This is a genomic window from Nocardioides sp. NPDC087217, assembly GCF_044744805.1.
GTDB lineage: Bacteria > Actinomycetota > Actinomycetes > Propionibacteriales > Nocardioidaceae > Nocardioides.
On sequence record NZ_JBIUZB010000002.1, the window covers coordinates 167230 to 190226 of the forward strand.

General features: G+C 65.3%; 25 protein-coding genes. 13 read left to right on the top strand and 12 right to left on the bottom strand.

From position 1 onward, the window contains the following. Positions 1-107: 107 nt before the first annotated feature. Positions 108-2921 (top strand): metallophosphoesterase, encoded by a 2814-nt coding sequence (locus ACIO3S_RS08145; protein ID WP_400461497.1) that lies wholly within the window; start codon positions 108-110, stop codon positions 2919-2921. 30 nt (positions 2922-2951) lie between these two features. Here ACIO3S_RS08145 and ACIO3S_RS08150 read toward each other — a convergent pair whose 3' ends face one another. From ACIO3S_RS08150 to ACIO3S_RS08170, 5 genes are all read right to left on the bottom strand, one after another. Further along, on the bottom strand, positions 2952-3632 hold the full coding sequence (locus tag ACIO3S_RS08150) for a hypothetical protein (protein ID WP_400461500.1): 681 nt from the start codon (positions 3630-3632) through the stop codon (positions 2952-2954). Positions 3633-3818: 186 nt separating this feature from the next. Next, positions 3819-4421 (bottom strand): hypothetical protein, encoded by a 603-nt coding sequence (locus tag ACIO3S_RS08155; protein ID WP_400461503.1) that lies wholly within the window; start codon positions 4419-4421, stop codon positions 3819-3821. 162 nt (positions 4422-4583) lie between these two features. Then, positions 4584-4964, bottom strand: a complete 381-nt coding sequence (locus tag ACIO3S_RS08160; RefSeq protein ID WP_400461506.1) for a Rieske (2Fe-2S) protein — start codon at positions 4962-4964, stop codon at positions 4584-4586. 110 nt (positions 4965-5074) lie between these two features. Then, positions 5075-6367: a hypothetical protein gene (locus ACIO3S_RS08165; protein ID WP_400461509.1), complete on the bottom strand. Its 1293-nt coding sequence runs from the start codon at positions 6365-6367 to the stop codon at positions 5075-5077. A 230-nt stretch (positions 6368-6597) separates the two neighbouring features. Next, positions 6598-6987, bottom strand: a complete 390-nt coding sequence (locus ACIO3S_RS08170) for an ankyrin repeat domain-containing protein (RefSeq protein WP_400461512.1) — start codon at positions 6985-6987, stop codon at positions 6598-6600. A gap of 141 nt (positions 6988-7128) precedes the next feature. Here ACIO3S_RS08170 and ACIO3S_RS08175 point away from each other — a divergent pair, with 141 nt between their 5' ends. Beyond that, positions 7129-7314: a hypothetical protein gene (locus ACIO3S_RS08175; protein ID WP_400461515.1), complete on the top strand. Its 186-nt coding sequence runs from the start codon at positions 7129-7131 to the stop codon at positions 7312-7314. Between the two features lie 142 nt (positions 7315-7456). On the opposite strand, the gene ACIO3S_RS08180 is transcribed toward ACIO3S_RS08175, so the two are convergent. From ACIO3S_RS08180 to ACIO3S_RS08190, 3 genes are read right to left on the bottom strand one after another with little or no spacing between them, the layout of a single operon-like run. Beyond that, on the bottom strand, positions 7457-9244 hold the full coding sequence (locus ACIO3S_RS08180; protein WP_400461517.1) for an AAA family ATPase: 1788 nt from the start codon (positions 9242-9244) through the stop codon (positions 7457-7459). Continuing rightward, positions 9241-10692, bottom strand: coding sequence for a hypothetical protein (locus ACIO3S_RS08185; protein WP_400461519.1), 1452 nt, complete (start codon positions 10690-10692; stop codon positions 9241-9243). Before ACIO3S_RS08185 ends, ACIO3S_RS08180 begins: the two co-directional genes overlap by 4 nt. Next, a complete protein-coding gene (locus ACIO3S_RS08190) occupies positions 10689-11693 on the bottom strand; it encodes a hypothetical protein (protein ID WP_400461522.1) in 1005 nt (334 codons plus the stop codon). The genes ACIO3S_RS08185 and ACIO3S_RS08190 overlap by 4 nt, the downstream gene beginning before the upstream one ends. A 409-nt stretch (positions 11694-12102) precedes the next feature. Here ACIO3S_RS08190 and ACIO3S_RS08195 point away from each other — a divergent pair, with 409 nt between their 5' ends. The 6 genes from ACIO3S_RS08195 to ACIO3S_RS08220 all read left to right on the top strand — a co-directional run bounded on the left by ACIO3S_RS08195 (position 12103) and on the right by ACIO3S_RS08220 (position 15807). Further along, on the top strand, positions 12103-12342 hold the full coding sequence (locus ACIO3S_RS08195) for a DUF2188 domain-containing protein (RefSeq protein WP_400461525.1): 240 nt from the start codon (positions 12103-12105) through the stop codon (positions 12340-12342). Beyond that, the gene (locus ACIO3S_RS08200; protein WP_400461528.1) at positions 12342-12488 is read left to right on the top strand and encodes a hypothetical protein; all 147 of its coding nucleotides are present in this window, start codon (positions 12342-12344) and stop codon (positions 12486-12488) included. Before ACIO3S_RS08195 ends, ACIO3S_RS08200 begins: the two co-directional genes overlap by 1 nt. 251 nt (positions 12489-12739) lie before the next feature. Then, positions 12740-13582, top strand: coding sequence for an adenylate/guanylate cyclase domain-containing protein (locus tag ACIO3S_RS08205; protein ID WP_400461531.1), 843 nt, complete (start codon positions 12740-12742; stop codon positions 13580-13582). Positions 13583-13604: 22 nt separating this feature from the next. After that, positions 13605-14273: a hypothetical protein gene (locus ACIO3S_RS08210; protein WP_400461534.1), complete on the top strand. Its 669-nt coding sequence runs from the start codon at positions 13605-13607 to the stop codon at positions 14271-14273. After that, positions 14270-14854 carry a Pycsar system effector family protein gene (locus ACIO3S_RS08215; protein WP_400461537.1) on the top strand — a complete coding sequence of 195 codons (585 nt, stop codon included), beginning with the start codon at positions 14270-14272 and terminating at the stop codon, positions 14852-14854. Before ACIO3S_RS08210 ends, ACIO3S_RS08215 begins: the two co-directional genes overlap by 4 nt. 503 nt (positions 14855-15357) lie before the next feature. Further along, the gene (locus tag ACIO3S_RS08220) at positions 15358-15807 is read left to right on the top strand and encodes a hypothetical protein (RefSeq protein WP_400461540.1); all 450 of its coding nucleotides are present in this window, start codon (positions 15358-15360) and stop codon (positions 15805-15807) included. A 43-nt stretch (positions 15808-15850) separates the two neighbouring features. Here the strand turns inward: ACIO3S_RS08220 and ACIO3S_RS08225 are convergent, their stop codons facing one another. Further along, positions 15851-16234: an MmcQ/YjbR family DNA-binding protein gene (locus ACIO3S_RS08225; RefSeq protein WP_400461542.1), complete on the bottom strand. Its 384-nt coding sequence runs from the start codon at positions 16232-16234 to the stop codon at positions 15851-15853. Positions 16235-16313: 79 nt separating this feature from the next. On the opposite strand from ACIO3S_RS08225, the gene ACIO3S_RS08230 reads away from it, so the two are divergent. Further along, the gene (locus ACIO3S_RS08230; RefSeq protein ID WP_400464579.1) at positions 16314-16769 is read left to right on the top strand and encodes a nitroreductase family deazaflavin-dependent oxidoreductase; all 456 of its coding nucleotides are present in this window, start codon (positions 16314-16316) and stop codon (positions 16767-16769) included. A gap of 1 nt (position 16770) precedes the next feature. After that, positions 16771-17148 carry a nitroreductase family deazaflavin-dependent oxidoreductase gene (locus ACIO3S_RS08235; RefSeq protein ID WP_400461545.1) on the top strand — a complete coding sequence of 126 codons (378 nt, stop codon included), beginning with the start codon at positions 16771-16773 and terminating at the stop codon, positions 17146-17148. Positions 17149-17224: 76 nt separating this feature from the next. Here ACIO3S_RS08235 and ACIO3S_RS08240 read toward each other — a convergent pair whose 3' ends face one another. Together ACIO3S_RS08240 and ACIO3S_RS08245 are read right to left on the bottom strand one after the other, a co-directional pair. Continuing rightward, positions 17225-18154 (bottom strand): SUMF1/EgtB/PvdO family nonheme iron enzyme, encoded by a 930-nt coding sequence (locus tag ACIO3S_RS08240; protein WP_400461547.1) that lies wholly within the window; start codon positions 18152-18154, stop codon positions 17225-17227. A 12-nt stretch (positions 18155-18166) separates the two neighbouring features. Further along, complete coding sequence (locus ACIO3S_RS08245) at positions 18167-18952, bottom strand: aminotransferase class IV (protein ID WP_400461549.1); 786 nt, start codon at positions 18950-18952, stop codon at positions 18167-18169. Positions 18953-19081: 129 nt separating this feature from the next. Between ACIO3S_RS08245 and ACIO3S_RS08250 the strand changes: the two genes are divergently transcribed. Then, on the top strand, positions 19082-19807 hold the full coding sequence (locus ACIO3S_RS08250; protein WP_400461552.1) for a TetR/AcrR family transcriptional regulator: 726 nt from the start codon (positions 19082-19084) through the stop codon (positions 19805-19807). Between the two features lie 95 nt (positions 19808-19902). On the opposite strand, the gene ACIO3S_RS08255 is transcribed toward ACIO3S_RS08250, so the two are convergent. Further along, positions 19903-21351, bottom strand: a complete 1449-nt coding sequence (locus ACIO3S_RS08255; RefSeq protein WP_400461555.1) for a hypothetical protein — start codon at positions 21349-21351, stop codon at positions 19903-19905. 730 nt (positions 21352-22081) lie between these two features. Between ACIO3S_RS08255 and ACIO3S_RS08260 the strand changes: the two genes are divergently transcribed. Next, on the top strand, positions 22082-22366 hold the full coding sequence (locus ACIO3S_RS08260) for a transposase (RefSeq protein WP_400461558.1): 285 nt from the start codon (positions 22082-22084) through the stop codon (positions 22364-22366). Next, positions 22341-22988: a transposase gene (locus tag ACIO3S_RS08265; RefSeq protein ID WP_400461561.1), complete on the top strand. Its 648-nt coding sequence runs from the start codon at positions 22341-22343 to the stop codon at positions 22986-22988. The genes ACIO3S_RS08260 and ACIO3S_RS08265 overlap by 26 nt, the downstream gene beginning before the upstream one ends. Positions 22989-22997 lie beyond the last annotated feature (9 nt).

Here is a 22997-nt window from a genome sequence, read left to right on the forward strand (position 1 = left end):
TGGGTAGCTGGCTTGCGCTACCGTCGCGCCGTGCCGGGATCTGTTTAGACCTGTTGCATGCGGTCGCGCGGGTCCGGCGGCCGGTCCGTCCTGCAAAGGGGATGTCCATGACTCTGGGCGATGACACCGAGACCGGGAGCGAGGACTGGGCTCGCACGCGGGACTATCTGCAGAACGACCCGACCAAGTGGGACAGCCTCTCCTGGATCGCCGCGCGCACCCTCATCGACTCGGTCAACGACGTCCTGGGACGCGGGACGCAGGGGCTCGTCGAGGACCTGCGTGCGCGCTGGACGAAGACGGACGAGCCGACGATCGACCGCTCCGAGGTCTCGAGGTTCCTGGTCATCGGCGACACCGGCGAGCAGGACGCGTCGCAGTACGTCGTCGCGCCCGCCTTGGCGCGAGCCGCGGAACAGGCCGGCTTCGTGCTCGTCCTGAGCGATGTGATCTACCCGTCCGGCAACGTCAACGACTACGTGGACGGTTTCTACAAGCCGTACCGGTCGAACCGGGTGCAGGGCCTCAAGGCGCCCGCTGACGTACGGGCCGAGTTCGCGCTTCCGGAGGACGTCCCGGTCTACGCGATGCCGGGCAACCACGACTGGTACGACGGCCTCTACGGCTTCGCCCACCAGTTCCTCTACCCGGCGGACGCGCCACCGACCTGGCCCAGCGAGGTCCTGGCGCCGTCGTTCGGGGAGCCGCTGGGGCGATGGCAGCTGATCCGGGACCGCTTCGGCCGCATCATGTGGCGCACACCCAGCGAACCGTCGGACAGGTCCGCCCCGGCGCGGTGGGGGGAACCAGCCTCGGATGGCACGCCGGCACCGGAAGCCACGCTGCAGCCGGCGCCGTACTTCGTCATCAAGACAAAGCATGTGGACCTGGTGTGCATCGACACCGGCATCGACGGGACCATCGACGGCCCGCAGTTCGACTGGCTGAGCTCGCTCGGCGGTGAGAATCCGAAGATCCTGATGACCGGCAAGCCGCTGTTCGTCAACGGTGAGCGCCGGAAGGGGAAGGTGTCCGGAAGCCCTGACGAGACCGTGTACGACATCGTGGCCGACGAGAAGCGCGGCTACGTCGCGACGGTGGGCGGTGACACGCACAACTTCCAGATGTACGACCCGACGGTGCCGGACAGCTCGCGCGACGGCCTGTGGCACATCGTGAGCGGCGGTGGCGGTGCGTACACCCACGCCACCCATCCCATCCGGACGGCCACAGCGGACGCGCGAAGCGACCTGCGATTCCGGCCGACCAAGCTCTTCCCGCGGTCGGCCGAGTCGCTGTCGTACTTCGCCCAGCAGCTGGTCCCCAGCATCTGGCGGCTGCTGCTGACCGTCGTGCTGTTCGGCGGGGGAGTGGTCCTGGGCCGCTGGCTCGCCGACACCGGGGCCGGGGGCGTGGCCATCGCCGCGATGATCGTGCTGATGCTGCTGCACCTGATGCCGCAACGTCCCGGACGCAGTCATTTCGTACGCCGCCTGCTCCTGCGTCTCGAAGCGCTGGTCGCGGGGGTGCTGGCGACGCTGTTCCTGTACCACTTTCTGCCGGATGCGGCCGTAGAGCTGCTGGTGCTGTTCGGGTCGTGCACCCTGTGGATCTGCCTCAACGCGTGGTGCGTGCGGTGGTCGAGGTGGTGGAGCCCCGTCGAGCGGGTGCCCGGTTGGCATCACGTCGCGTTCGCGTGCGTGCTGGCGGCTCTCGTGATCCTGGCCATGCTGCCGATGGTCTTGGATGCGGGCGGCTCGGACGAGGGACGTACGGTGTCCTGGGTCCTCGTCGTCGCGGTCGACCTTTACGCCGTCCTGGCGATCATCGGGTGGCGGAAACGGATCGTCACCACCGTGAACGGCGCGAGGGCCGCGAGCTGGCTCGAGCGCTCGGTGGTGTGGGCCGTGCTCGCCCAGGCAGCAGTCGTGGCGGGCGAGATGCTGCGCGTGATGAGCGGCGAGGGCCTGACGCTGCTGTTCCTCAGCGGCCTGCTCGGGCTCGTGCCGTTGGCGGTGATCGCGGTGGTGGTGCTCGCGGCCATTCTGGCCCCGGACCTCCTCACCCGCCGCCTGCACGATGAGACCGGACGCCGGGCGCAAGCGTGGCTCCGCTGGCGGCGTTGGCTGGTTCAGCCCCTCGTCTTCCTCGCGGCGCCGGTGACGCTGGTGCTCTGGGCGTTGGTCGCCGACGCCGTCGACTCCGCATGGATGCGGGCCGCCTTCGCCCTGCCGGCGCTCATCACTGTGACGGTGATCGGCATGCTGGTCGTCGACTGGGTACGACGGGAGCACGAGCGCCTGTACATGCCGCTGCTGGTCCTCGCCGTCCTCGCCCTCGGCGTGCTCCTGCTGGGGGCGGCGGTGCCGGGCCTGCTCGACGTGCCCGGCTTCGAGGCGCCCGGCCGGCTCGCGAACGAGCTCAGGACATGGTGGCCGGCCGTCGCGGTCGGCGCGGCCCTCTTCACCGCCGTCGCCATCGGCGCCGCCGTCCTCCTCGCCCACCTGGTGTTCATCGGTGCGTACTCGCTGATCGCGGACCCCAGGGCGTGGGTGAGTCCTCGCTACCGCCCGGGTGGCCCGACGCACTACGACTTCATCAGCGAGGCGGACGCGACGGCCATCATCGAGGCCGAGCAGGAGGGTGGCCAAGCGGCAGAGGTCGAGGGCGTCGGCCGGCGGACCAGACGTCGGGCGCAGATCGCCTTCCCCGGCCTGAACCCGCCGTTCGGGCCGATCCAGAAGTTCGTCTCCGAGATCTACTCGCTCGACGAGCCGCCTTTCTTCAAGCACTTTCTCGAGTTCGAGACCTCAGCCACCGAGGTCGTGGTGAAGATCCACCGCGTTCGCGGCGACCAGCCGGTTGAGATCGAAGAGGTGGCGACGATCAGCCTGACGGACGCTGCCGTCGCGCGTCACTGATCGCTCCCAGTCGCGCCCGCTGGGAGCGAACTAGTGCGGGCTGGTCGGCACTGCCTGAGCCAGAAGCCGACCCGAAGCAGGTGCGTCGCTCTCGGAGTCTGGTGCGGGACAAGCCGCGATGCCGGCCTCGAGCAAAGCGGCTAGCCGGCTGTCACGGTCGGGACTGGCGCTCGCCACGACCCCGTTGACGGCGCACCTGACCATCGTCGGCGCGGAACGCTTCGCGAAGGTCTTTGCGTCGATCCGGCGTCGGATCCGAAGTCGATCGACCCAGGCAACCGCGCCAGGGACCATCCCGAGGGCTAACTGGGCATCCCGCCGGGTGGCCGCCAGATCGGGCTCGGCCTCCGCGCACAAGCGCTCAGCTTGAAGCAGGCCAGCTGCCAGCGCGCGCTGCGTCGCTTCTGGGACGTCGAGGATGGTCTGCGCCGCTACCGCCACCGCGACCGTGAGCCACGTCCGGTCGTTCCCGCGCCGGCCCACGACCGAGGGGATGAGCGGCACCAGCTGCTGGCGTCCGTCGTCGCTGGTGTGATCGTTCACCATCCTTGCCAGCTCCGCGAGCAAGGGATGAGTGCAGGAGGGATGATCGCTCCACCGCTCACCGGCGAGTACCGAGGCGAGCTCCATGAAGCATGCGCCGCGTCGTGGCGTTCGATGCCGGCCACGTGACAGAACCGGGATGCCGTCGGGAATGCGTGAGGGCTTCATCGCAACCTCCTTCTCCGAGCATGCGCCGACGTGCTGGCGCGATCAACCCCTTCGGCACTCAGGATTTGGCGTTACCGAACGCAGTAGCAGCCTGGCGTCGGGCGCGAGATCGACCTGTGATCCGAGGAATGCCCATGGTCATGGCCGAGCCCGCCCGCGGATGGGCTCGGCCGGCTGAGGAGGTCCTCAAGCCATCTCGGGGACGTGCAGGTGCGCGTAGGCGAGGTCGAACTCGTGCACGTCGACGATCTGGCCGCCCGCGTCGCTGGCGGCCCGCTTGCGCATCTCGTCAGTCGACGCGCGGCTGGCCTCCATCGCGGCGCGGGTCTCCCAGGCTGTGGTCGCGCAGCCCAGGCCGCTCGACCGGTTCAGGAGCAGACTGGCGCTGCAGAATCCGGGGGTCCGCTCGAGCTCGGGAAGGATCCCGACGCGGAAGGTCTCCGTCATGGCGTCGAGGTCGCCCTGCACCCAGCTGACTCGGCAGCACTCGCCGTGGTGGGTGCGGTGCATGACCTCGATCTCCCACTCGTCGACCTGCATGGGGCCGCCCAGGATGTCTCGCCCGCGGTCGCGGAGCGGGCGAAGCCGCTCGTCGCTGTCGCGCATGGCCGCCTCGTCCTCCCATGAGGACGTTGCGATGCACTGCCCGGTCTCGCGGTCGACCAGCAGGGAGAGACCGCGACAGCCCTCGATCTGGTCGAGCATGGGCCCGGCCTCGGTGTTGATGAACGTGATGCCCGCGTCGATGTTGGCGGGCCTGCCTTGGAACGTTGTGGAGCGTGCGTACACGGCCCACTCCTCTCGGGACAGGGCAGCGCCCGGTCCGGCACTGCCGGTTGATTCCCTGCCTACGCCTTCCGGCGCGAGGATGCAATAGCCCTTTCGTCGGGTCCCGGCCCGGCCTCGGGCCACCGCACACCGGCCCATCCTGATGGTGCTGAACGGCTCTCTTCAGAGCTCGACGTAGACGTCGTCGCCCTCGACCATGACCTCGTACGTCGTCAGCGGCGACGGCTTCCTGCCGAGCGCGATCATCCTCCGCGACCAGCGCGGCATGTCCCTTCCGGCGAATCCGGGCGTCCAGTCGAGGTTCTCGCCAGAGGCGAGGTCGAAGCGGGAGTTGTGCCACGGGCAGACGACCTGCCCGTCGGCGTACCTCAGACCACCTGGCCCGCTGGTGAGGGAGAAGCCCAGGTGGGGACAGCGGTTGCGCGCCGCGCACAACGAGTCCCCGGTGAGACCGACCACGATCGACGTCCCCGCAGCGTCTACGACGTGCAGCTTCCCATCGGCGAAGTCCGCCACGCTACCGACCCTGACTCGACTTGGCATGTCACGTCTCCCGTCTCGGGTGCCTGCCTCCGTTCTACCAGTGCTCTGCTTCTGACGTGGCTGTCGTTCCTGGCCCCGTCACCTCGTGAAGACCTGGCGCTTTCGCGGCGCTATGTACCGCTGAGCAATGCACGCACCCCAGACTCGAGCCTCGGCTCGCTAATCGACACGATCGCGAGCGAGTCCAGCAGATCGGTCCATTCACCGGGCGGCTCCAACTGGGTCACCAGGACGGGGCGCACAATTCTATGGCTTCTACGAAGTTGGTGGGAGTAGCGCAAGATCTGGCCGACTCCTAGGCGGAGTTGTCCTTCCAGGTTTGAGTCGTTGCAGGACTTGATCTCGGCCACTACGAGTGTGCCATCGGCGTCCACGAACGCCACGTCGAAGAACGGCTCGGTGCTCGGGGAGAGCGGCTCTCGTCCGCCCTTTCGGACAGCCTCGGCAAGTCTATTTTGAATCCGCGCATGGTTCCGGACGGCCAACTCCAGACCGGCCAGATGAGACTTCAACTCGTTCGCTTGCCTCTCGAGGTTGGCTTCCTCGTCCGCGAGCCCGTACGGCAAGAAACCGGGTCCTGCGTCGGCAAGACCAGGCGGGATGGCCACGTCAGCATCGCTTGGGTCCAGACTGATGCCGTGGCGGATTTGCCACGCGCGGACGAGCAATAGATCCCAGGAGTCGAAGAACTTGCGCACGGATGCGGGGGAAGGGTGAGCAACCTTGTTTCGCTGCCACTTGTCGTAGGCGTCGACGGTGGGCGGCTTCTCCAGATCTGTCCAGCAGGCGACAACAGATTGGACTGCCTTGACGTCGTCGAGTTCGCTTTTCGGGCCGGACCGTGGGTTCGCAGGGAGTCCTGCGGCTTGGAGGGCCGCCGTCCACGTGCCAAACCGCAATCCCATTGCCTGAGGCCCGGGTCGGTCTCGGCCGTCGGCTAAGAGCGGGGAATCATGAACGAACTTCAAGTAGCTGGCGTGCGCGAGCGGACTGGCGCCTGCTGCCGCCGCCTCGGCTAGGGAGTCGATCAGTTCCTGTGTCGTGTAGTTCTTTCGCCTGTTGCGCGGCGACTTTGCCAGCACTTTGTAATCCGGCACGTTGGCGTCGAGGAATTGCTGAACTGCCTTTTCCGAAACGCCGACCTCATTGGCTGTGGCCGCGAGGTTCCTCGTGGCGAGGAACGTGACGCGGATGGCCTCGCCATGTTCGTCGATCTCCAGCTTTCGGCGCAGTTCATCTGTCTCCTTCTTGGAGCGCACGTGGATGTCGCGTGCCTTGAGCCAATTGGAGATCGCTTGATGGCTTACGCCTGCAATCGCGGCTGCTTCTCGGAGGTCCGCACCTCTGTAGTAGGCGTGGAGCCAAGGCTCGACCGCTTCGGCTGGATGGTTCGGATCCGTCATGCACCTACTTAAGCGGTCCCGCGGCCACCTCGCCACCTGGAACGGGCCTCGCAACACGTTGTAGATCTGCCGACCGGATCCTCAACCGGCGACAACGGGCCGAGGTTCTGTGGCATGACCCGCGAGCGCGACCGATTCAGAGCCGAGCGTCGAGCCCGGGGTGGCTCGCGCTTGTCAGTCAGACGCGGCGAAATGACGCAGGCGCTCGGAGCGGGAGCGGTTCCCGACAATCAATCCGGTTTCGTGAATAGGGCGGCGACCTCTGCGGTTCCAATCTTGCTCGCCAGATCACGCGGCGTTGCTCCAGTGTTGTTGGCGATGTCGGGGTCAGCACCAGCCTGAAGCAGCGCTTGCACAGTCGCGGTCCGACCGTGCGAGTCGAACACTGCACGCCAAAGCGGGGTGTTCCCGTGCCGATCTTGTGGATTGACGGATGCACCAGCGTCGATTAGCACCTGGACTGCTTCGGTCTGCGACTGCTGGGCAGCGAGGTGTAGTGCCGTGAATCCCTGCCTGTCGGCCAGACCAACGTCGTCACCTGCGGCTAGACGAGCCCTGATGGCTGGGAGGTCACCGTTGGCTGCGTGATAGTGGAGATCTTGACGACCTAGGCGATCCATGCTGACAGTTTGCCGTTTCCCTCACCGCTGGTCGAACGAGCGGGCGCGTCCCGCACGCGGAGATAAGACGCACGCCGAGACATTCGAGTCATTGAAACCATTCGTCGGTCATCGCCGAAGGTTATCCGGTAGACCAGCACCATGAAGAAGATCGCGATCGAGTTCGATGGCGGCGCACTGGACGCTCGAGCGCTCGCTCGGGCCGTCGCGGCGCTCGTCGATGCAAGCCGTGTGGCCGACCACACGACCTTTGTCGAAGGGTTCTCGATGAATCCGAGCGACAACTGGCACCCGGGTGATCCGAGGATCTCGATCACGGAGAGGTGACTGTTACCGCCAATCGTCGGTCCCGTTGCTTGATGCGCTCGCGGCGAAACGAGGGTCGAGCTTCTGGGCGACACGTATCCGGTGAATGAATGACCAGGCGTGACGGTGTTTCATGCTGATGCCGTTGTCGTGCGAAGGGCTTCTAGTAGGCCTGACGAACATAGACTAGGTGGACGTTGTCGGGGTCGCGGTCGCGGAGGCGTTGGGCCAGCTGATCTTCGTATGTGGTGACGACGACCTGTCTCAGGGGTCCGTGCGTTTGGGTGACTCTGGAGAGGAGGTTCGCGACGTCGCGTCGTGTTTCGGGGGCGAGGTGCTCGAGTGGCTCGTCGAACCAGCAGAACGATGCCGATGTCGCCATTTGCACGACAAGGAGCCGCAGTAGGAGGATCGCTCCGGTGCTCTCCCCGGCGCTGAAGGCGGTGAAGGGCAGTTCGGTTTCGCCGAGCCTGCGGGTGATCGTGCCGCCGGGGGTCGTGCGGACCTCGCCGCGTTGGGGAAACAGGGTGGTCCAGCGTTGGGTGATCTCATTTGCGAGTGGACCGATAGTCCCTTGGAGGAGTTCGGTAACGGTGGCTTGGGCTGCGTTCTTTGCGGCTTCCAGGTGCGCCGCTTCGGACCATAACGCTACGAGGTACTGGTTGGCTGAGGCAGCGGTGAGTTCTGCGTCGAGTTGTTCTTGGGCGCGTCGGTGGTTGGTCGAAGCTTCGATGAGTTTCTGACGGGCGTCGCGAGCCGCGTCGATGAGTTCTTCACTACTTCGAGCCGCTGTGACGCCGTCGTCTGCCAGAAGGGCGGGCTCTGGCGGGAGGGAGGGGACCTGCTGGGCGGCGCTGCGCAGCTCGCGGATGGTCTTGAGGTCGTGCAGGGTCCGGGCTTCGTCGAGGGCGAGCGTTTCGTTTGCGCGGCGGAGGAGGGTGATGTCGTCCTCGGTGGAGGTGTGAGCGAGCGCAACGGTGTCCGCGTCGAGGGGGCGTCGGCATACGGGGCAGTCGTTGTGCGCTGTGTCCAGGCGTTCCCGGTTCGCTTTGAGGGTCTCGATGCGGGACTGGTTGATCCCTTGTTCGACCTGGAGTTCGCGGAGGTTGTTGCTCAGCTCCTCCTCGCGCTGGGAGATCGTGACGTTTAGTACGGCGGGTTCGATGCTGCGGTTAAACACCGTCGTCGCCGCCGCCGCGAGTGTGTCGATGGCTAGGTCACGGCGGTTCTTCTGGTCCGCCCATTCGCCGTGGCGTTCCCGGGCGTTCTCGATATTGCGTGCCAGGGTTGCTTCGGCGTCAATGGCGGCGAGTTCTTCCTCGCGTTGTTGCTGCAGCAGGCGCGTGGTCTTTACAAGCTCACGCAGATCGGTCACTCGGGCGGGGTCGGCGGCGTGGGCGGCCCTCACTGCTTTGATGGCCTTGTCGTTCTCACGGAGACGGACGGTCAGGACCTCAATGGCGTCGCGGAGGTTGTCGACGCCATAGATTCTTCCGAGGTGCTGCTCCAGGCCGATTTGGTCGGGTTTGGTGGTGGCTTGTTCGCGGTTGCCAAAGGGCACCAGGAGCCTGGACAAGAACTGATAGTTCGCGGCGAAGGCTTCGCTGAGGAGCGTGTCGATCTGGTTGTCTGCGATTGGTCCGCCGTTGAGCGCGACGGTTGCTTGCGTCGTTCGTGAAGCGCGGCGCGAAAGTGTGCGACGGATCCGCAACTCTCCCTTGCTGCCAAGGTCAATGGTCACCTCGACTGCTGCTTCGGGGGCTCCGACGCGGACGGCATCGTGGGGTGAGGAGCCTCCGTTGACGAGTCCGAAGATCGCCCATCTGACCGCCTCGACGAGCGAGGTCTTCCCGATCCCGTTGGCGGCGACGATGAAGGTGGCGCCAGGCAGCAGGTCGAGGTCGAGTTCCTCGTAGTTGCGCCAATTTCGGATCTGAACGTGAGTGATCATGCGTCGTCCTCGGAGCCTGGGAAGGTGGTTGACCCCCTCGGTGGGCCGGCAGATTCTCGCCACGCTGTGTCGAGGTGTGCGAGGGCTTCCGTCATCGAGTGGTCATCCAGCAGGGACTGAACGAAACGCATGACAGCTTCGCCCGTGGTTGGCGGGAGGGTCGACCACACTCCACGCTTGGGTTCCCTACACCGCGCCCCGCTTTGGCGGATGCTTGTGACCGCAAGGGTGGAGTGTCGTTCGGTGATCTCTTCGGTGTCGGGAGTGGGGAGGGGACCTGTCGTCGAGTCGGTCTCCTCCCATGCGGTGATCTTGCTGTCGAGATACTTGTGCATGGTGTCGAGGAATCCGTAACCGACATGAGTTGGCCGCGGCTCGGAATGCCCAGCTGGTGCGACGAAGGCGGCGTGAGTGTCGGCACTGGTGAACAGGACTGTCGTCCAGTCCCCGATGGGTAGGACGACCGCGATGGCGTTTGCGTCCGGCTCGTGTCTCAACAACGTCCGACACGGTGCGGCGAGCGTTTCGCCGGTCATCGCCAACAGCGACTGCGCCCCGGTGAGTGTGACGATCACTGTCGTCGTCTGTAGGTAGGTCACCTTGGCGATGCAGGTAAGTGTGTTCGCCTGCCCGATGTCGAGTGTGGTGCGGGGGAGCAGGTGCAGGTCGGATCCGAAGATCCGTGCTCTCAGGTCGTTGCGTAGTTCCGTGAACGGGTAGGTGAACTCCCACTCGTGGGAGCGACCTGCGCCTGAGTCGTTGGGATCTGGGCTGTGTGGGTGGGCGGCGGTGAGGTCGGCGAGGAGTGTCTCGATGTCCCACCGGACCGTGTGGCGTTCGTCATGGTGATGGTGGATGGGGAAGGCGAGTCGGTCCCCGATTGTGGCGGCGGGCACCGGTTTCGCTGCCACGGCTTGGTCGACGACGTCGGGGGCTACTGTGCCGACCCAGGCGATTAGTGCCTGGACGGGAACGGTGCGGGCTAGGTCGTTGATGAGGATGGCGTCGACCCCTAGCGGGGATGCGTCGGCGGGGATATAGATCGACTTCTCGTCGGCCATGTCAACGTCCAACACGGCGGGCACCACGCGGGCTGTCTGGTCGGTGGTCTGAGTGAGCAGGGCGAGGATCGCCTCGTCTCCGTTGCCGATCTGCCACAGATCACCGGCAGCGGGTTCGCTCTGAACGTTCCCTATTGAGATCAAGGGTTCGGGAAGCGTTGGCGCCCCGGCCAGGATCTCGGCAATGGTCGCTTCATCGAATTGTCCGACATCAAGTGCGTGCCCGTTGTTCCCGTCGGTGTCGGGGTTGTTGTGCAGCTCGGACTGGATGATGTCGTATTCGTCTTGGCATTCGGCGCAGTCCCGGAGATGTTCATGGATGGGTTCCGTGCCGGGTTCGTACTGTGCTGCGGCTACCAGCTCTATGGCCAAGGGGTGTTCGCTCACGATGCCACCTCCTTTTGTAGTCTCAATGTTGTATCCAACGTCGCACCGCCTGGATCTGTCTGATCTGTGAGCCATTCGCAGCAGTGTCGGTAGACCAGCAGTGCGAACGGTCCGGGGTCCTCTTCGACCGGGAGGTGGTCCTTAAGGCGTCGATCGAGGGCGTTGCGGAGGTTGTTCACCTGAGCGTGTTTGCGACCGACTGTCTCCTCGGCCTCGCGGCAGGTCAGATGCCGGGTGGCGAACACGCGCCGGTCGCGGTCTGTCATGGCCTCGAAAAAGTCGGAAGCCTGCTTCTCGGTCAGGTCGGCCTCGATGGCAGCAGCTGGGTCCGTCACCGCGGGCCGCTTCGTCGGTGGCACCTCGCCGTGCCGGTCCTCGATGTAGAGGGGTGTGTGAACGTGATCGAGCCGGTGGATGAGAATGGTGGCGAGTTCTTCGGCTGTCATGGACCCTGCTGCCTCGGTGAGGACTGCCTCGACAAGGCGGGCGTACGACTGTTCGTCTGCCAACGGGGCGTCCCGGGTTTCGCTCGTCCACATGGGGACGACGACCTTGACCGGCGCCATGGCGTGAACGAGGTCGCTGTGGGCTGCGGTCGTGGCTTCTTCCGGGCAACCGGGTAGCCCCCACCGTCCGTTGCCGAGGTCAGTGAACCGACCGGTCGCGGCCTGCTTCGACAACAGACGCTTCAGCCGGATGATTACCTTGCCGAGGTCGGTCTTGCGGCCTTGGTCGCGCAGGAAGTTCCGCACGGATTTCTGGAGTTGCCGTCTGAAACTGTCTTCGTCGGTGGAGTTCGTGACCAGTGTGATCAGGCGCTTGTCCGCGCCCTTGCGCAGGAAGAACTGGTGCGCCAGTTCTTGGCGCGCGCTCTTGTCCCACGACGTTGACCCAGGTGGCGGAGTGCGACCTCGGACCACGGCATCGACGGTCTTGTAGAGCAGGTCTAGGAATAGCGGTCCAGGCTTGCCGATGGTGACGAGTTCTTCGCGGGGGCCCATGGCTACTCCCGCCCCGTGCGCCGCGATGTCGTGACCAGACTGACGGCGCACTCAACAAGAACACGGGGTCGATCGGAAACGAGACGGTACAGCCCCTCGGGCAGGTACAGCGACCGCGCCTCGTCGCGACTCGTTGCGGTCGCATCACCCGTTGCCGTCATGCCGTCTCCTCTCCGCTCAACCTGCCGTCTGATATCCAACACGTGTCACCGCCCCATGTTGTCCAACCGATCTCAAACTTTTTCTTGGGATTCCTTTCTATGTCCGCACTCGGAGCAAAGATTGGAACTTTCTGCGCCGGTGCACTGGACAGATCTGGGAGGTGTCGCGTGTGGAAGGTCTGAAGGCACCCGAGGCATCAGACCCCGAGGCCGGCAAGTGGGCCATTCGCCCGGAAGAGGTAAGCACCATGACTGAGCCGAACAAGCGAGTGGTCCAGAAGCGCCCCGACGGCGACTTCGAGGTCCGCCAGCCGGGTGCATCGCGCGCCAGTGCCGTGACCCCGACACAGGCCGAGGGGATCAAGCGGGCCCGCGAGATCCTCGGCAACGACGGAGGTGGCGAACTCCAAGTCCGTGGCCTCAACGGTCAGATCCGCGCCCAGGACACCATCAAGCCGGGCAACGACCCCAAGTCTTCCAAGGGCTAGTGGGAGAGACCTTCGCGTCACTGGTCGACGGTGGCCACGGTGTGCCCGAGTGGTTTCTCAGAGCCATCCAGTGCATCGTGATCGCCGCACTGGCGGTCACGATGCACTTCGTCCCCGACACGTTCACCCAGGCGCGGTCGACGTAAACGCTCAGGTCGACCGGATCACGCGCAGGTTCCAGATTGCCCCGCACCTTCGGAGGCGCCTCGTTCGGCGCCGACCTAACGCGATCTAGCTGGCCCCCGCAGGCGGGCCAACGCGGCGACGCACTGACCCACACCAGTACGGAGCAGCGCCGCCTGGCGCGTCCCCGTGTCGCCGAGAGAACGACTGAAACACCGAGCAGATCCACCCCACAGTTAACGACACCGCCGCCGACCGAAACCAGAGAAAAACTATGGACACCTACACGCTCAAATCGTTCGGCGACACCGTCCGCAACGACTACGCCCGACGCACCACCGCCACCCACCTCTTCGAGGCCGCCTCCAAGTCCTACACCGGAGTCACCCGCGCCACCGCAGCTTTCGCGGCCCAGGGCCTCGAAACCCGGCGCATGGGCCACCCCGACTACGACGACCTCCAGATCGGCGAAGTACGCACCGCCAATATCGCGTGCGTCTTCATCGACCTCACCGACTTCACCGGCCGAAGCCATTGGGACGACCCGGCCCAGGTAACCACCCTTGCCCACGCCGTCCTGACCGGCTTCGTCGAAGTCGTCAGCATCTACGGGGGCTACCCACTCGGCCTACGCGGCGACGGACTCTTCGCCGGCTTCGGCCCCGGTGTCGCCACTGTCGCCGCCACCATGGCGCTCAGCGCATGCGCGTTCGCCCTCGACGCCGTCAACCGCGAGGTGAACCCCTGGCTCACCCGATCAGGGATCGAACCCGTCAAAGCTCGGGCCGGACTCGACTACGGACGCATCGACTTCGTCCGTACCGGCAGCCACGAGTCCAGCGAAGTGAATCCCATCGGGTTCGCCGCAAACTTCGCTGCCAAGTGCGAGAAGTACGCCAACTCCTGGGAGATCGTCGTCGGCTCCGGCCTCACCAACCTCCTTGCCGACACCAGCGATTTCACTCAGCACAAGCACTCACCCAAGACGTTCCAACGCCAGTACGAGCAGCATCTCTACCCGTTCTACGACTACAACTGGCACCCCGTCCTCCCACTCCTGCCCACCGTCGCCCGCCAACTAGATGGACGCCCCGTCAGCGCCGTCGGCATCGCTTAGACCCCAAGAGGAAGGAACAACGATGAGCATCTCCAACCTCCTCGGACACTTTGGAGTCCACGTCCCCCGCTACATCACCCTCGACGGGCAGATGATCCGCGACGGCGTCGTGACCACGGCAACCGGTGCCCTGCACCACCCGAGTCACGGCCCCGTCACGGTTGTCACCCCGCACACCTTTCACGATGGCGTCGAAGCCGCCGTCCGTGACAACGCGTCCAGGCGCGCGACGGCATCGGGAGTCATCGGGATAACACCGACAACCCCCGCCAGGTGGTTCAACGATCCCGCCGAAGTCGACCGCCACGACGCCGCCGTCCGCGCCGTCCTACCGGGTTTCGCCCTGAACCCCGCAGGCACGGCGAAGACGACGGCACCCCCGTCGTGGTCGGGGGTCATCAACACCGGACGTGGACGGTTCGCTGTCACCATCCACACCCGCACCGACGGCGGCCTCCCACGCATCGAACCCACCCGGCCCCGCCGCCTCGGCAAGTACCGAGCCGGACGCTGGGTACCGGCCCCGCACATCTTCACCAACCAGAACCTTTGCATCGCCGACGACGCCGACTGGAACCCCGACGAGCACACCGTCGCCGTCGCCGCTCTATGGACTGCGCATTGGTATGCCGCCTACACCGAATGGTTCATGACTGACCGTTGGCCCCAGGACGGATACCACCCCCGATGAGCCGACCCGTCCGGCGCACTGGCCGAACACAGCGTCCTCAGCCCGGTGACACCGACCCACCCGTTACGACCCCGGCGCCGACTGTCGTATCCACCGGGGGAGTCGTCGCCCACGACCAAGTCGCCCAATGGGTCCGGTTCGCAGATACCAAAGCGACCATCCTCTTGGCTGCACTCGGTATCGTCACCACGCTCCTTGTCACCCAACTCCACCTCGTCGCCTACGAGATCTACGACGACCACGGCACAGGACGCGTCATCCTCAGCTCACTCGCCACGATCGCCGTCGCCGCATTCGCAGCAGCACTGCTCCATCTCGTCAAAGCCATCAGCCCACGAACCGACACCGACGCCGCCCTCAACCGGTTTGGATGGCCGTCTCTGGCCACCCACACCAACGACGAGATCCGTCAACACGTACGTACCGTCGACCCCGTCACGGAAATCTGGGACCAAATTCGCCTTCTGTCCGTGCTTGCCAGGAGGAAGTTCGCCGCTCTCCGCGCGGCGATCTTTGCTTTTGCGATCTACGTCAGTTTCTCGGTCGCGACGCTCGTCGTTGCAATCATTCAAGGGCTGTGACAGCGCCAGTTGCTGTCAGACGGCGACTCCCGGCCAAGGTCTCGGCGAGGCTGTCGTGAGCGAGAGTTGCCGACCGTCGGACGTTTGCCCGGTCTAGCCGATCTATCGCGGTGAAGAGAGCGCCGGCCGCGAAAAGGTCGACGCGCGCTGCGTGTTCGACCTGCGTCTATCTAGGCGGTTCGACGCGTCCGAAGTTCGCTTGCGCGTTGACCGGGATCCCCAACCTGGGCGATCGGGCGTGCGGCACTCCGGATCTCGGCACGATTGACGTGACTATGGGACCGACTGCGGTGGCGCGGCGATTCGGCGGCGCGGGCGAGCTGCTCGGAGCGCACATCTTGCCCCAGCTCTCAAGAGTGCTACAGACCGTCCTGACCGCGCGCGGCGGTGACGATAGGAGCGAGTCGATGAATCTCCCTGAAGTACTGCTGACGTCGTTGTTGGGACTTCTAGCGGGGTCTGTCACCGCTTGGCTTGGAGCTCGGTGGTCGTACCGTCGGAAGTTGCAGGAACTCAAGTTCCAAGCGGCGCACGAAGCCAGGCGCGGGACGTACGAGGTGACCCTGCAGTGGGTTCGAGCCGCGTCTCTGGCTTCGCGATTGCAGGCGGAGCAAGGTCGGCACGGAGGTGCAGAAGAAGTGGACTACGAGAATTGGCCGCAGCCCAGGCCCGAGCAATGGGAGCTCTACGTGTCTGATCGCGTGAAGGCCCTTCATCACAGCTTCCTTTCGGCCGCCGGACGCGTCCACGCGACCGCGGGACGTCTCCGCGCGCAACGTGAAACCCTTGAGCTCGTCTCAGGTGTCGATTCCCCTGATCCGAAGCCACTCGCGGAGTTGGCCACTGGACGAGCCTCGCTGGACGCCGAACTGACCGGGAGATTGGTAGAGCTCGACGATGCGCAATCGGCCCTGCTAGATGCGATGAGGTCAGAAGTGATTGGCGACAACTAGGCTTCGATGCCGAGAACAGTCGATCGTCGTTCGACTCAGTGCCTCAGCCGTCGAACGCCTCGACCAGCTCAGCCGGAGCGGCGGCTAGCCAGGCATCCACCAGGAGATCGCGGAGGTCTCCTGGGGCAATGACGCTGAGCTCGATGAGGACGGCGGGGTAGTTGTTGAAGTGCTCGATGGTGAAGACGCCGGCGATGCCAGCGGCGAGGACGCCTTCCTTCTCATGCAGGTCGGCAGTGTTGACCGCGAGGATCGGGGGATCGGGCGGGGTCTGGTCGCCGAAGCGCTTGAGATCGGCCTTGCTGAACTGGCGGAGCCAGGCGAAGCCTTTGCCGCGTACGGACCAGGCCGGGTGTCCGTGGCGCTCGCCCTCGGTGACCTGGGGCAGCTCACCGATGATCCGAGCCAGGTCTTGGAGCGTTGCCATGCTTGGAGCGTAGTTCGTGGCGCTGCGCGATCGGGCTGGATCGACCAAGCCGATGAGTAAGGTCGGTTCGGTGACGTCCATGGTCGACTCGGTCGTGTCCCGGCTGTTGCGGACCCGCGCTGTCGTACGCGCGCCGATCTGGATCTATCGACACCGGGCCGGATGGCTCCTCGGATCCAGGATGTTGATGCTCGAACACATCGGACACCGATCAGGGGTCCCGCGGTATGTCTGTCTCGAGGTCGTCGAGCGGCCGGGCGTGGACGAGATCGTGGTGGTGAGCGGGTTCGGCACTGGGGCGCAGTGGTATCGGAACCTCCTGGCCGAGCCTGCCTGTCGCGTCAGCTTCGGAAAGCGTACGAGCGTGGCGGCGCGGGCGACGTTACTCTCGGAACAGGAGTCCGCTGCGGTGCTGGGTCGCTACCAGAAGGCACACCCGAAGGCCTGGCGGCGCCTGCGCGGTGCGATCGAGACGGCGGTCGGTCACGAGGTCGAGGGACTGCCGATGGTGAACCTGAGACTCATAGGAGACTGAGATGCGTCGCAAGTGGCTGTGGTTGATGAAGAACACGCTCAACAAGGTGACGACGAGGGTCGCTCGTTCCGGGCACGGGCCGTTCTCGCTCGTGCGTCACGTGGGCCGGAAGTCGGGGAAGACGTACGAGACGCCGATCATGCTCGCGCGGGTGCCGGAAGGTTTCATCGCGGAGCTGACGTACGGCGAGGACGTCAACTGGTACCGCAACATCGTCGCCGCCGGAGGCTGCGAGGTGTTCGTGGACGGGCAGTGGCACCAGGTCTCCGCAATCGAGCCCTATCCGTCCGAGGCGGGGCGGGACGCGTTCGGCTATCCGGCAAAGTTGGTCCTGCAGGTGCTGCAGAAGCACGAGTTCAGGCTGCTGCGTACAGCCTGAACAAACCGGGCGCCCCGGAGCGCGGCTAGTGGCTGCGGAACTCCGCGCTGCAGGCGGGGGAGCGGTGCTCAGCCCGCTAGCGCGCAGGGTTCCCGACGGTGGCGCAGCGAAATCCGGTGTCGTTGTCATGCATGGTCGCGTCGGCGTCGTTGAAGGTACTGGGGCGGCCGGTGAACAGGGGGCTGGACCAGGCTCCGCCTTTGAGTTCGTGTCGGCCGGTCGTTGTTGTGGTCTGAGTCCATTCCCAGACGTTGCCGACCATGTCGTAGGCGTAGAAGGGGCTGATTCCGGATTGGAAGCGGCTGACCTTGGAGGTGGTGCCGAGGCCGGTCTCTTTGACATTGCATTTGGCGGCTGTGTGTTCGTTGCCCCAGGGCCAGATGTTGCCGTTGGGTCCGCGGGCGGCTTTCTCCCACTGTGCGGCGGTGGGGAGGGTCTTGCCTGCCCAGTCGGCGTAGGAGGTGGCATCGTGCCAGGTCACGTGAGTGACAGGGTGGGTGTAGAGGTCGATGGGGCAGCGGCCCTCGGGCCAGTGCTCGGGGGCGCGGTGTCCGGTTGCGGCGATGAAGCGGGCGTAGTCAGAGCCGGTCACTGGGTGGGCGTCGAGCCAGAAGGTGTCTTCCCAGCGGGGTTCGTCTTCGGGGCCGGCGAGGTAGATGCCGGCAGTGACTTCGACCATGAGCTTGCCGTCGCGTGGGTGTTTGACGAAGTGGTCTCCCAGGACGGGATCGGGTTCGGGATCGGCCACGACGGGGTAGGTGGTCTCGCCGTCGCGGGTCAGGAGGTTGACCAATCGGGCGTGGACGTCGGAGGGGGCTTGACGAAGAAGGTCGTCAAGCATGGCCTGGGTGATCGGTCGCAGGCTGTGGCCAGAACCGGCCGCTTCGGCCTTGGCGATGCCGCGCTCGGAGACCTCGAGCCTGGCGGCCAGGTCGGCCTGGCTCCAGCGTGCTGCCACCCTGAAGGCACGCAGCTCGACGCCTGACCACTCTGGCACGATCGCCATGTCTGGTTTGCCTCAGATCCGTTGGGCCGGGATCGCAGCGTAGGCCCGCTGCAGCTCAGCGATCACGGGGTGATCTGGATCGAAGCTGTGGTTGTCGATCGCACTGATCGGACGTACGCCGATGCTGGCGTTGGTTGCAAACGCGGCCGGGACCTCGCCGAGCTGGTCGAGCGGGACACTCCGTAGGTCGTGCGCGCCGGCGGCTTGGAGGAGTGCCATCGTCACCCCCGGCAAGACGGGTGCGTCGGGCCAGATCACGTTCCTGTCGGCGGTGATGAAGCCGATGTTCCAGGTGCTGCCCTCGGAGATGTTTGTGTTGATCGGATCGGTGAACAGGACGTCGTCGAATCCGGCCTTCTTGGCGGTGACTCGATGGTGGAGCGTGCTGAACAGGCCGACGTGCTTGACCTCAGGGGTGTCGCGCTGGAAGGCGATCGTCTTGGCCCGCAGCGGTGGCAGCGACCCGCCGCCACTGGGGCGTGAGGTGATCAGAGGAACGGGGTGCGCGGCCACCGTGCCGATGTTTCCGAGGTGGATCGCGGGGTCGTACATCGTCACCCGCAACGTGTAGGCCCCGCTTGATCCGGCGATCGCCGCACGGATGTCGGCAACCAGGCCATCTCGGTCGAGATCGGCATCGAACACCGTCTTCGCGTTGCTGACCAAGCGTTCGAGGTGGAGATCGAAGCCGCGAACGGCGCCGTCCTCGACATGCATCGAGGTGAAGTGGCCGTAGCCGGTCATTGCGAGCGCGTTCAGTTCGGCGGCGGTCGCGTCGATGCCATGGATGGTCGCCATGACGATCACCCTGCCATGAAAGTGCAGAAAAGTTCAGGAGGTGGTCGAGGTCGGATCATTCCGGCCGAGCGCGTCTGAAGCGAGCGTGGGAGTCACCCTCATCCGCCTCCTCAAGGACGTCGATCCGCGATGCCTACTGTCCTGACCCGCCAACTCTCGAACGTGCCAACAGGTCCCGGGCGCCCGCGGCATACCGGGTCGCGATCAACCCAGCAGCCCGCGAGGGAGGAGATACTCGATCATGCTGCGCGTCTGTTCGCCGAACGTGGCTTCTCCGGCACGTCGACGCGCGAGATCGCTGAGGCGTGCGGGATCCGGCAGGCGTCGCTCTACTACCACTTCGCAGGCAAGCCTGGCATCCTCGCTGAGCTCCTCGAACTCTCGGTGAGGCCGAGCCTCGAGAAGGTCGAGACGATCGAACGGGAGTGTCCGACCGAAGTCCCGGAGGCAGCGCTCTATCTGCTCGCGCTGATCGACGCACACACTCTCGCGACGGTGCCGCACAACATCGGCAAGCTCTACCGGATGCCGGATGTCAGGAGCAGCGAGGTCTTTGAGGAGTTCGAGCCTGCCCTGCAAGCGTTGACTGCTGCATACGGTCGATTGGGTGCCACCGTCGTCAGCGGCTCCGTTGCCGCCATCGTGAACCTGGATCAGTTGGCCGGCCTGCTGATCCAGGTGGTTGAGGTGGTGATCCGGATCCGGTCCCGCGGTGAGGAGGTCACCCGTGCCGACGCGCGGGCAATCGCGGCGACCTGTCTGCGTATCTGCGGCGTGCCCGAGGAGCGGATCGCTCGCTCAGCGGTCACGGCTGACGATCTCTTGTTGCGATTCGCCGAGGAGGGGCAGACGTAGCGCAACGGGGAGTCGCTGGCGCCGTCTTAGGCGGCGGTAAGACGCACCTGATCCGGCCTACTGGAACTCATGAACGGGTGAGTTCAGTGCAGTAGTCAGGAATTCGAATGAGCAGTCGGCGAGGGAACCGTTGGCGGCTGCAGCGCCTTCTGGATTGCGGCTTGCACCGTCCTGTCCGTGAAGTAGCCGAAGTGATGGACCTGGGCGAGTTCCTGGCCCGGCAACTCTGCCGGCTTGCTGGAATCAAGTGGAACAACCAGGTCGTGGTCGCCCGCGGTCAAGAACGTCATGGTCTCGGCTGCGAGGCCGGGGAGGATGCCGAGCCCTGGCTGGGCCCCATCGAACGCCCCGCCGTATGCGGTGACCCCCTTGCGGGGTTGGCGCCGCAGCAGCCTGATGAAGCTCGAGTGCGGGAGCATGTCAGTCCAGCCATCCGGGAGGTGCCCTTGTGGCAGCATCGACCCGACGTGCCCAGCGCGCAGCCCGCCGTCGAGTATGGACTTGAACTGGGTGCCGAACGTGGCGAGCGCGTACCCAAGCAGGTTGTCCCCGGCTGCGGCCAAGGGTGTCCCGTTGTGTGGTGTTCCGAGGGTCAGAACCTGGGTGATCGTCGACAGATCCGCGGCAGCCATGGTTGCTACGAGCCCGCCTCGAGAGTGGCCGATGAGCGTGACTTGCGTGCTGTCGATTCTTTTTAGCGCCGAGATGAGATCGTCAACGTTCTCCGCGACAGGTCGCAGCGTGTCGTGCTCGAATCGGTACAGCGGAGTAGTGCCAGCGAGCGGACTGACATCGGGCAGCGCGGGGACACACGACGAGAACGTTCCGTGGATGAGCACGGCGATGGCGGCGGGACCCGATGGGGCGCTTCGGAGTTGAGGGTGCTGCTGCGTTAGATGAACGTACTCGGGCCGTTGCTCGACTGCATGGAGGCGCTCGATCCACGTCGGGTCGGTGTCTCTTGCTTCCCGCCTGTCGGCATAGACCTGCAGACGGACCCCGAGGATGACTGCTACTTGCCCGTGTAGGCGAAGGAACACCGACGCGATGCCGTTGGTCACCTTGGCCAGGAAAGTCTGTCGTGTGGTGCTGTTACCAATAAAGGCGTCAACGAGAATGTAGGTGTGCTGGTCGTCGCGTCCGCTCAGCACGAAGCCGTTTCGTCGGAACCCGGCGAGTGCCGACACGGTGGACGTCTCACCATCGTCTACGAACGTAAGACTCAACTCCTCAACGCCAGGTGGGACGACGAAGGAAGCGAAAGCTGTGTCAGCCACGGCCAGATCACGGCCGATCTCCAACTGAAGGAGCGAGCGCCTCCCAGGAACGTCACGACGCGCGAGGAACGGGTCCGCATCGTCGGCATCGCCTCGCCACCGACGCACGGCGCCATCGATTGCGGCGCTTGTGTCGCGAGCAGTGAATACCTGGTCAGCTGCTTCAGCGAAACCGCCAGCCTCATCGATCGCGCTCTCGACCGCGCCGTCTTCATCGAGGGCGAAGCCGGGACTCCCGAAGGCCGGGCCGGAGGAAATCCAGGTCATCACGGCTCCTCGAATTCGTCTGGGCGAGAATCGATCGTAGCTGTCGTCGAAGTGCCGCGTTGGCGAAAGAGAGCGACGCCATACGAATGGGCCGTCGCCGGTCAGCATCGGAGGGTAAGCCGAGCGCGTGCGCACCGCGGCCCTCAGCAAAGGGCAGGAAGTTCGTCCGCGGCAGAATCGGGCGCTGTCGATGTGGGGGGCGGGCTCCGCGGGCACCTCGTCGAGAGTTGTCTTTTCCCGCCCGGGCGCGTCAACTCGCGTCTCAGGCGTGTTGTGGGAGCGATCTCGGTCGCGGATACCAAAAGCTCGACTGCAGGATCGGTGTCTGGCCAAACTCGGTTCAGGTGATCGGCGGGAAACTCTCTATGCGGCTGCCGATCGGCTATCGGGTGCGGCCCACTTCCGGTCTGCAGCCCGCCGGTCACCGTGACGAGGGGTGGCTCAAGAAAGGACTGCCCTGCTTGTTGTAGCAATGCCCGCCTCGCCGTCCATAACGGGAACGAGCACAGGCAGGAGCAGCACGTGGAGCACGTGACCATCGGGTCGATCCCCACAAGCTTGTCGTTCACGACCGACTGCGTCGGCTAGGCCAGGATGCGGACCTATGCCAAGAAGTGGCCGGACCGGGTCTGGGCGGTCGAGGCAGCAACGGCACCGGCCGACCACTGGTACAGCGACTCCTCGAAGACGGCGAGCAGGTCGTCGACGTCCCCGCGAAGCTGGCGTGCGGGTGCGGCTGTTCGACACCGGTCACAACCGGAAGGCCGACGCCCGTGACGCGCACGCGGTGGCTGCGGTGGCGGTGCGCACCAAGACACTGCGGGTGCTGCAGGTCGACGGTGAGGTTGAGGCGCTGCGGATGCTTACCGATCGACGCGAAGCGCTCACCCGGCGTCGGGTACAGACCGTCGACCGGCTCCAGCCTCTGCTCGCAGAACTCCTAACCTGGTCAGGCGAAACGCGACATCACCACCGCTCAGGCAAGGGTCATGCTGGCGTCGGTTCTACCTCGTGACATCGCTGGGAAGACCCGTCGCCGGATCGCAGCTGAAGAGCTGGCCGAGCTGATCGCGGTCGAGACAAAGATCAAGAAGGCCACCGCTGAACTCAAGGCCATCGTGCTGGCCCGCGGCTCCCGACTGATGGAACTTCCCGGCGTCGGACCCGTTGTAGCGGCCCGGGTCCTGGCCGACGTCGGCGATGTCACCCGCTTCGCGGACCGCAACCGGTTCGCGTCCTGGACGGGCACCGCGCCCCTGGATGCATCGTCCGGTGAGCAGAACCGGCACCGGTTGTCCCGAGCAGGGAACCGGCGGATGAACCACATGATCCACATCGCCGCGATCAGCCAGATCCGGGTCAATACCGACGGTCGCGCCTACTACTTGCGCAAGCGAGCCGAGGGCAAGAAGTCCCTCGAGGCGATCAGGTGCTTAAAGCGCCGGATCTCCGACGCGATCTACCGCCAGTTCCTCGAGGACGCCCAGCAAGCCGCGCTCCAGAGCGATGGCACGGGTCCGGGAGGGCACTGCAGGGTGTCTCAAGAATCCAGCGCGGTCGACCTTCCCCTGCTCATCGACACTTCGGATCAGCCACTTCCCGGACCCGCAGACAAGACGCTACGCCAGACCGGTTGACAACAGAAG

Bases quoted from the DNA above. Each gene is read 5' to 3' on its own strand.
- ACIO3S_RS08145 (WP_400461497.1), top strand. From the start codon at position 108: ATGACTCTGGGCGATGACACCGAGACCGGGAGCGAGGACTGGGCTCGC.
- ACIO3S_RS08245 (WP_400461549.1), bottom strand. From the start codon at position 18,952: ATGGCGACCATCCATGGCATCGACGCGACCGCCGCCGAACTGAACGCG.
- ACIO3S_RS08210 (WP_400461534.1), top strand. From the start codon at position 13,605: ATGAGCATCTCCAACCTCCTCGGACACTTTGGAGTCCACGTCCCCCGC.
- ACIO3S_RS08230 (WP_400464579.1), top strand. From the start codon at position 16,314: ATGGTCGACTCGGTCGTGTCCCGGCTGTTGCGGACCCGCGCTGTCGTA.
- ACIO3S_RS08225 (WP_400461542.1), bottom strand. From the start codon at position 16,234: ATGGCAACGCTCCAAGACCTGGCTCGGATCATCGGTGAGCTGCCCCAG.
- ACIO3S_RS08165 (WP_400461509.1), bottom strand. From the start codon at position 6,367: ATGACGGATCCGAACCATCCAGCCGAAGCGGTCGAGCCTTGGCTCCAC.
- ACIO3S_RS08235 (WP_400461545.1), top strand. From the start codon at position 16,771: ATGCGTCGCAAGTGGCTGTGGTTGATGAAGAACACGCTCAACAAGGTG.
- ACIO3S_RS08190 (WP_400461522.1), bottom strand. From the start codon at position 11,693: ATGGGCCCCCGCGAAGAACTCGTCACCATCGGCAAGCCTGGACCGCTA.
- ACIO3S_RS08240 (WP_400461547.1), bottom strand. From the start codon at position 18,154: ATGGCGATCGTGCCAGAGTGGTCAGGCGTCGAGCTGCGTGCCTTCAGG.
- ACIO3S_RS08150 (WP_400461500.1), bottom strand. From the start codon at position 3,632: ATGAAGCCCTCACGCATTCCCGACGGCATCCCGGTTCTGTCACGTGGC.
- ACIO3S_RS08180 (WP_400461517.1), bottom strand. From the start codon at position 9,244: ATGATCACTCACGTTCAGATCCGAAATTGGCGCAACTACGAGGAACTC.
- ACIO3S_RS08215 (WP_400461537.1), top strand. From the start codon at position 14,270: ATGAGCCGACCCGTCCGGCGCACTGGCCGAACACAGCGTCCTCAGCCC.
- ACIO3S_RS08195 (WP_400461525.1), top strand. From the start codon at position 12,103: ATGACTGAGCCGAACAAGCGAGTGGTCCAGAAGCGCCCCGACGGCGAC.
- ACIO3S_RS08160 (WP_400461506.1), bottom strand. From the start codon at position 4,964: ATGCCAAGTCGAGTCAGGGTCGGTAGCGTGGCGGACTTCGCCGATGGG.
- ACIO3S_RS08205 (WP_400461531.1), top strand. From the start codon at position 12,740: ATGGACACCTACACGCTCAAATCGTTCGGCGACACCGTCCGCAACGAC.
- ACIO3S_RS08175 (WP_400461515.1), top strand. From the start codon at position 7,129: ATGAAGAAGATCGCGATCGAGTTCGATGGCGGCGCACTGGACGCTCGA.
- ACIO3S_RS08255 (WP_400461555.1), bottom strand. From the start codon at position 21,351: ATGACCTGGATTTCCTCCGGCCCGGCCTTCGGGAGTCCCGGCTTCGCC.
- ACIO3S_RS08170 (WP_400461512.1), bottom strand. From the start codon at position 6,987: ATGGATCGCCTAGGTCGTCAAGATCTCCACTATCACGCAGCCAACGGT.
- ACIO3S_RS08265 (WP_400461561.1), top strand. From the start codon at position 22,341: ATGCTGGCGTCGGTTCTACCTCGTGACATCGCTGGGAAGACCCGTCGC.
- ACIO3S_RS08250 (WP_400461552.1), top strand. From the start codon at position 19,082: ATGCCTACTGTCCTGACCCGCCAACTCTCGAACGTGCCAACAGGTCCC.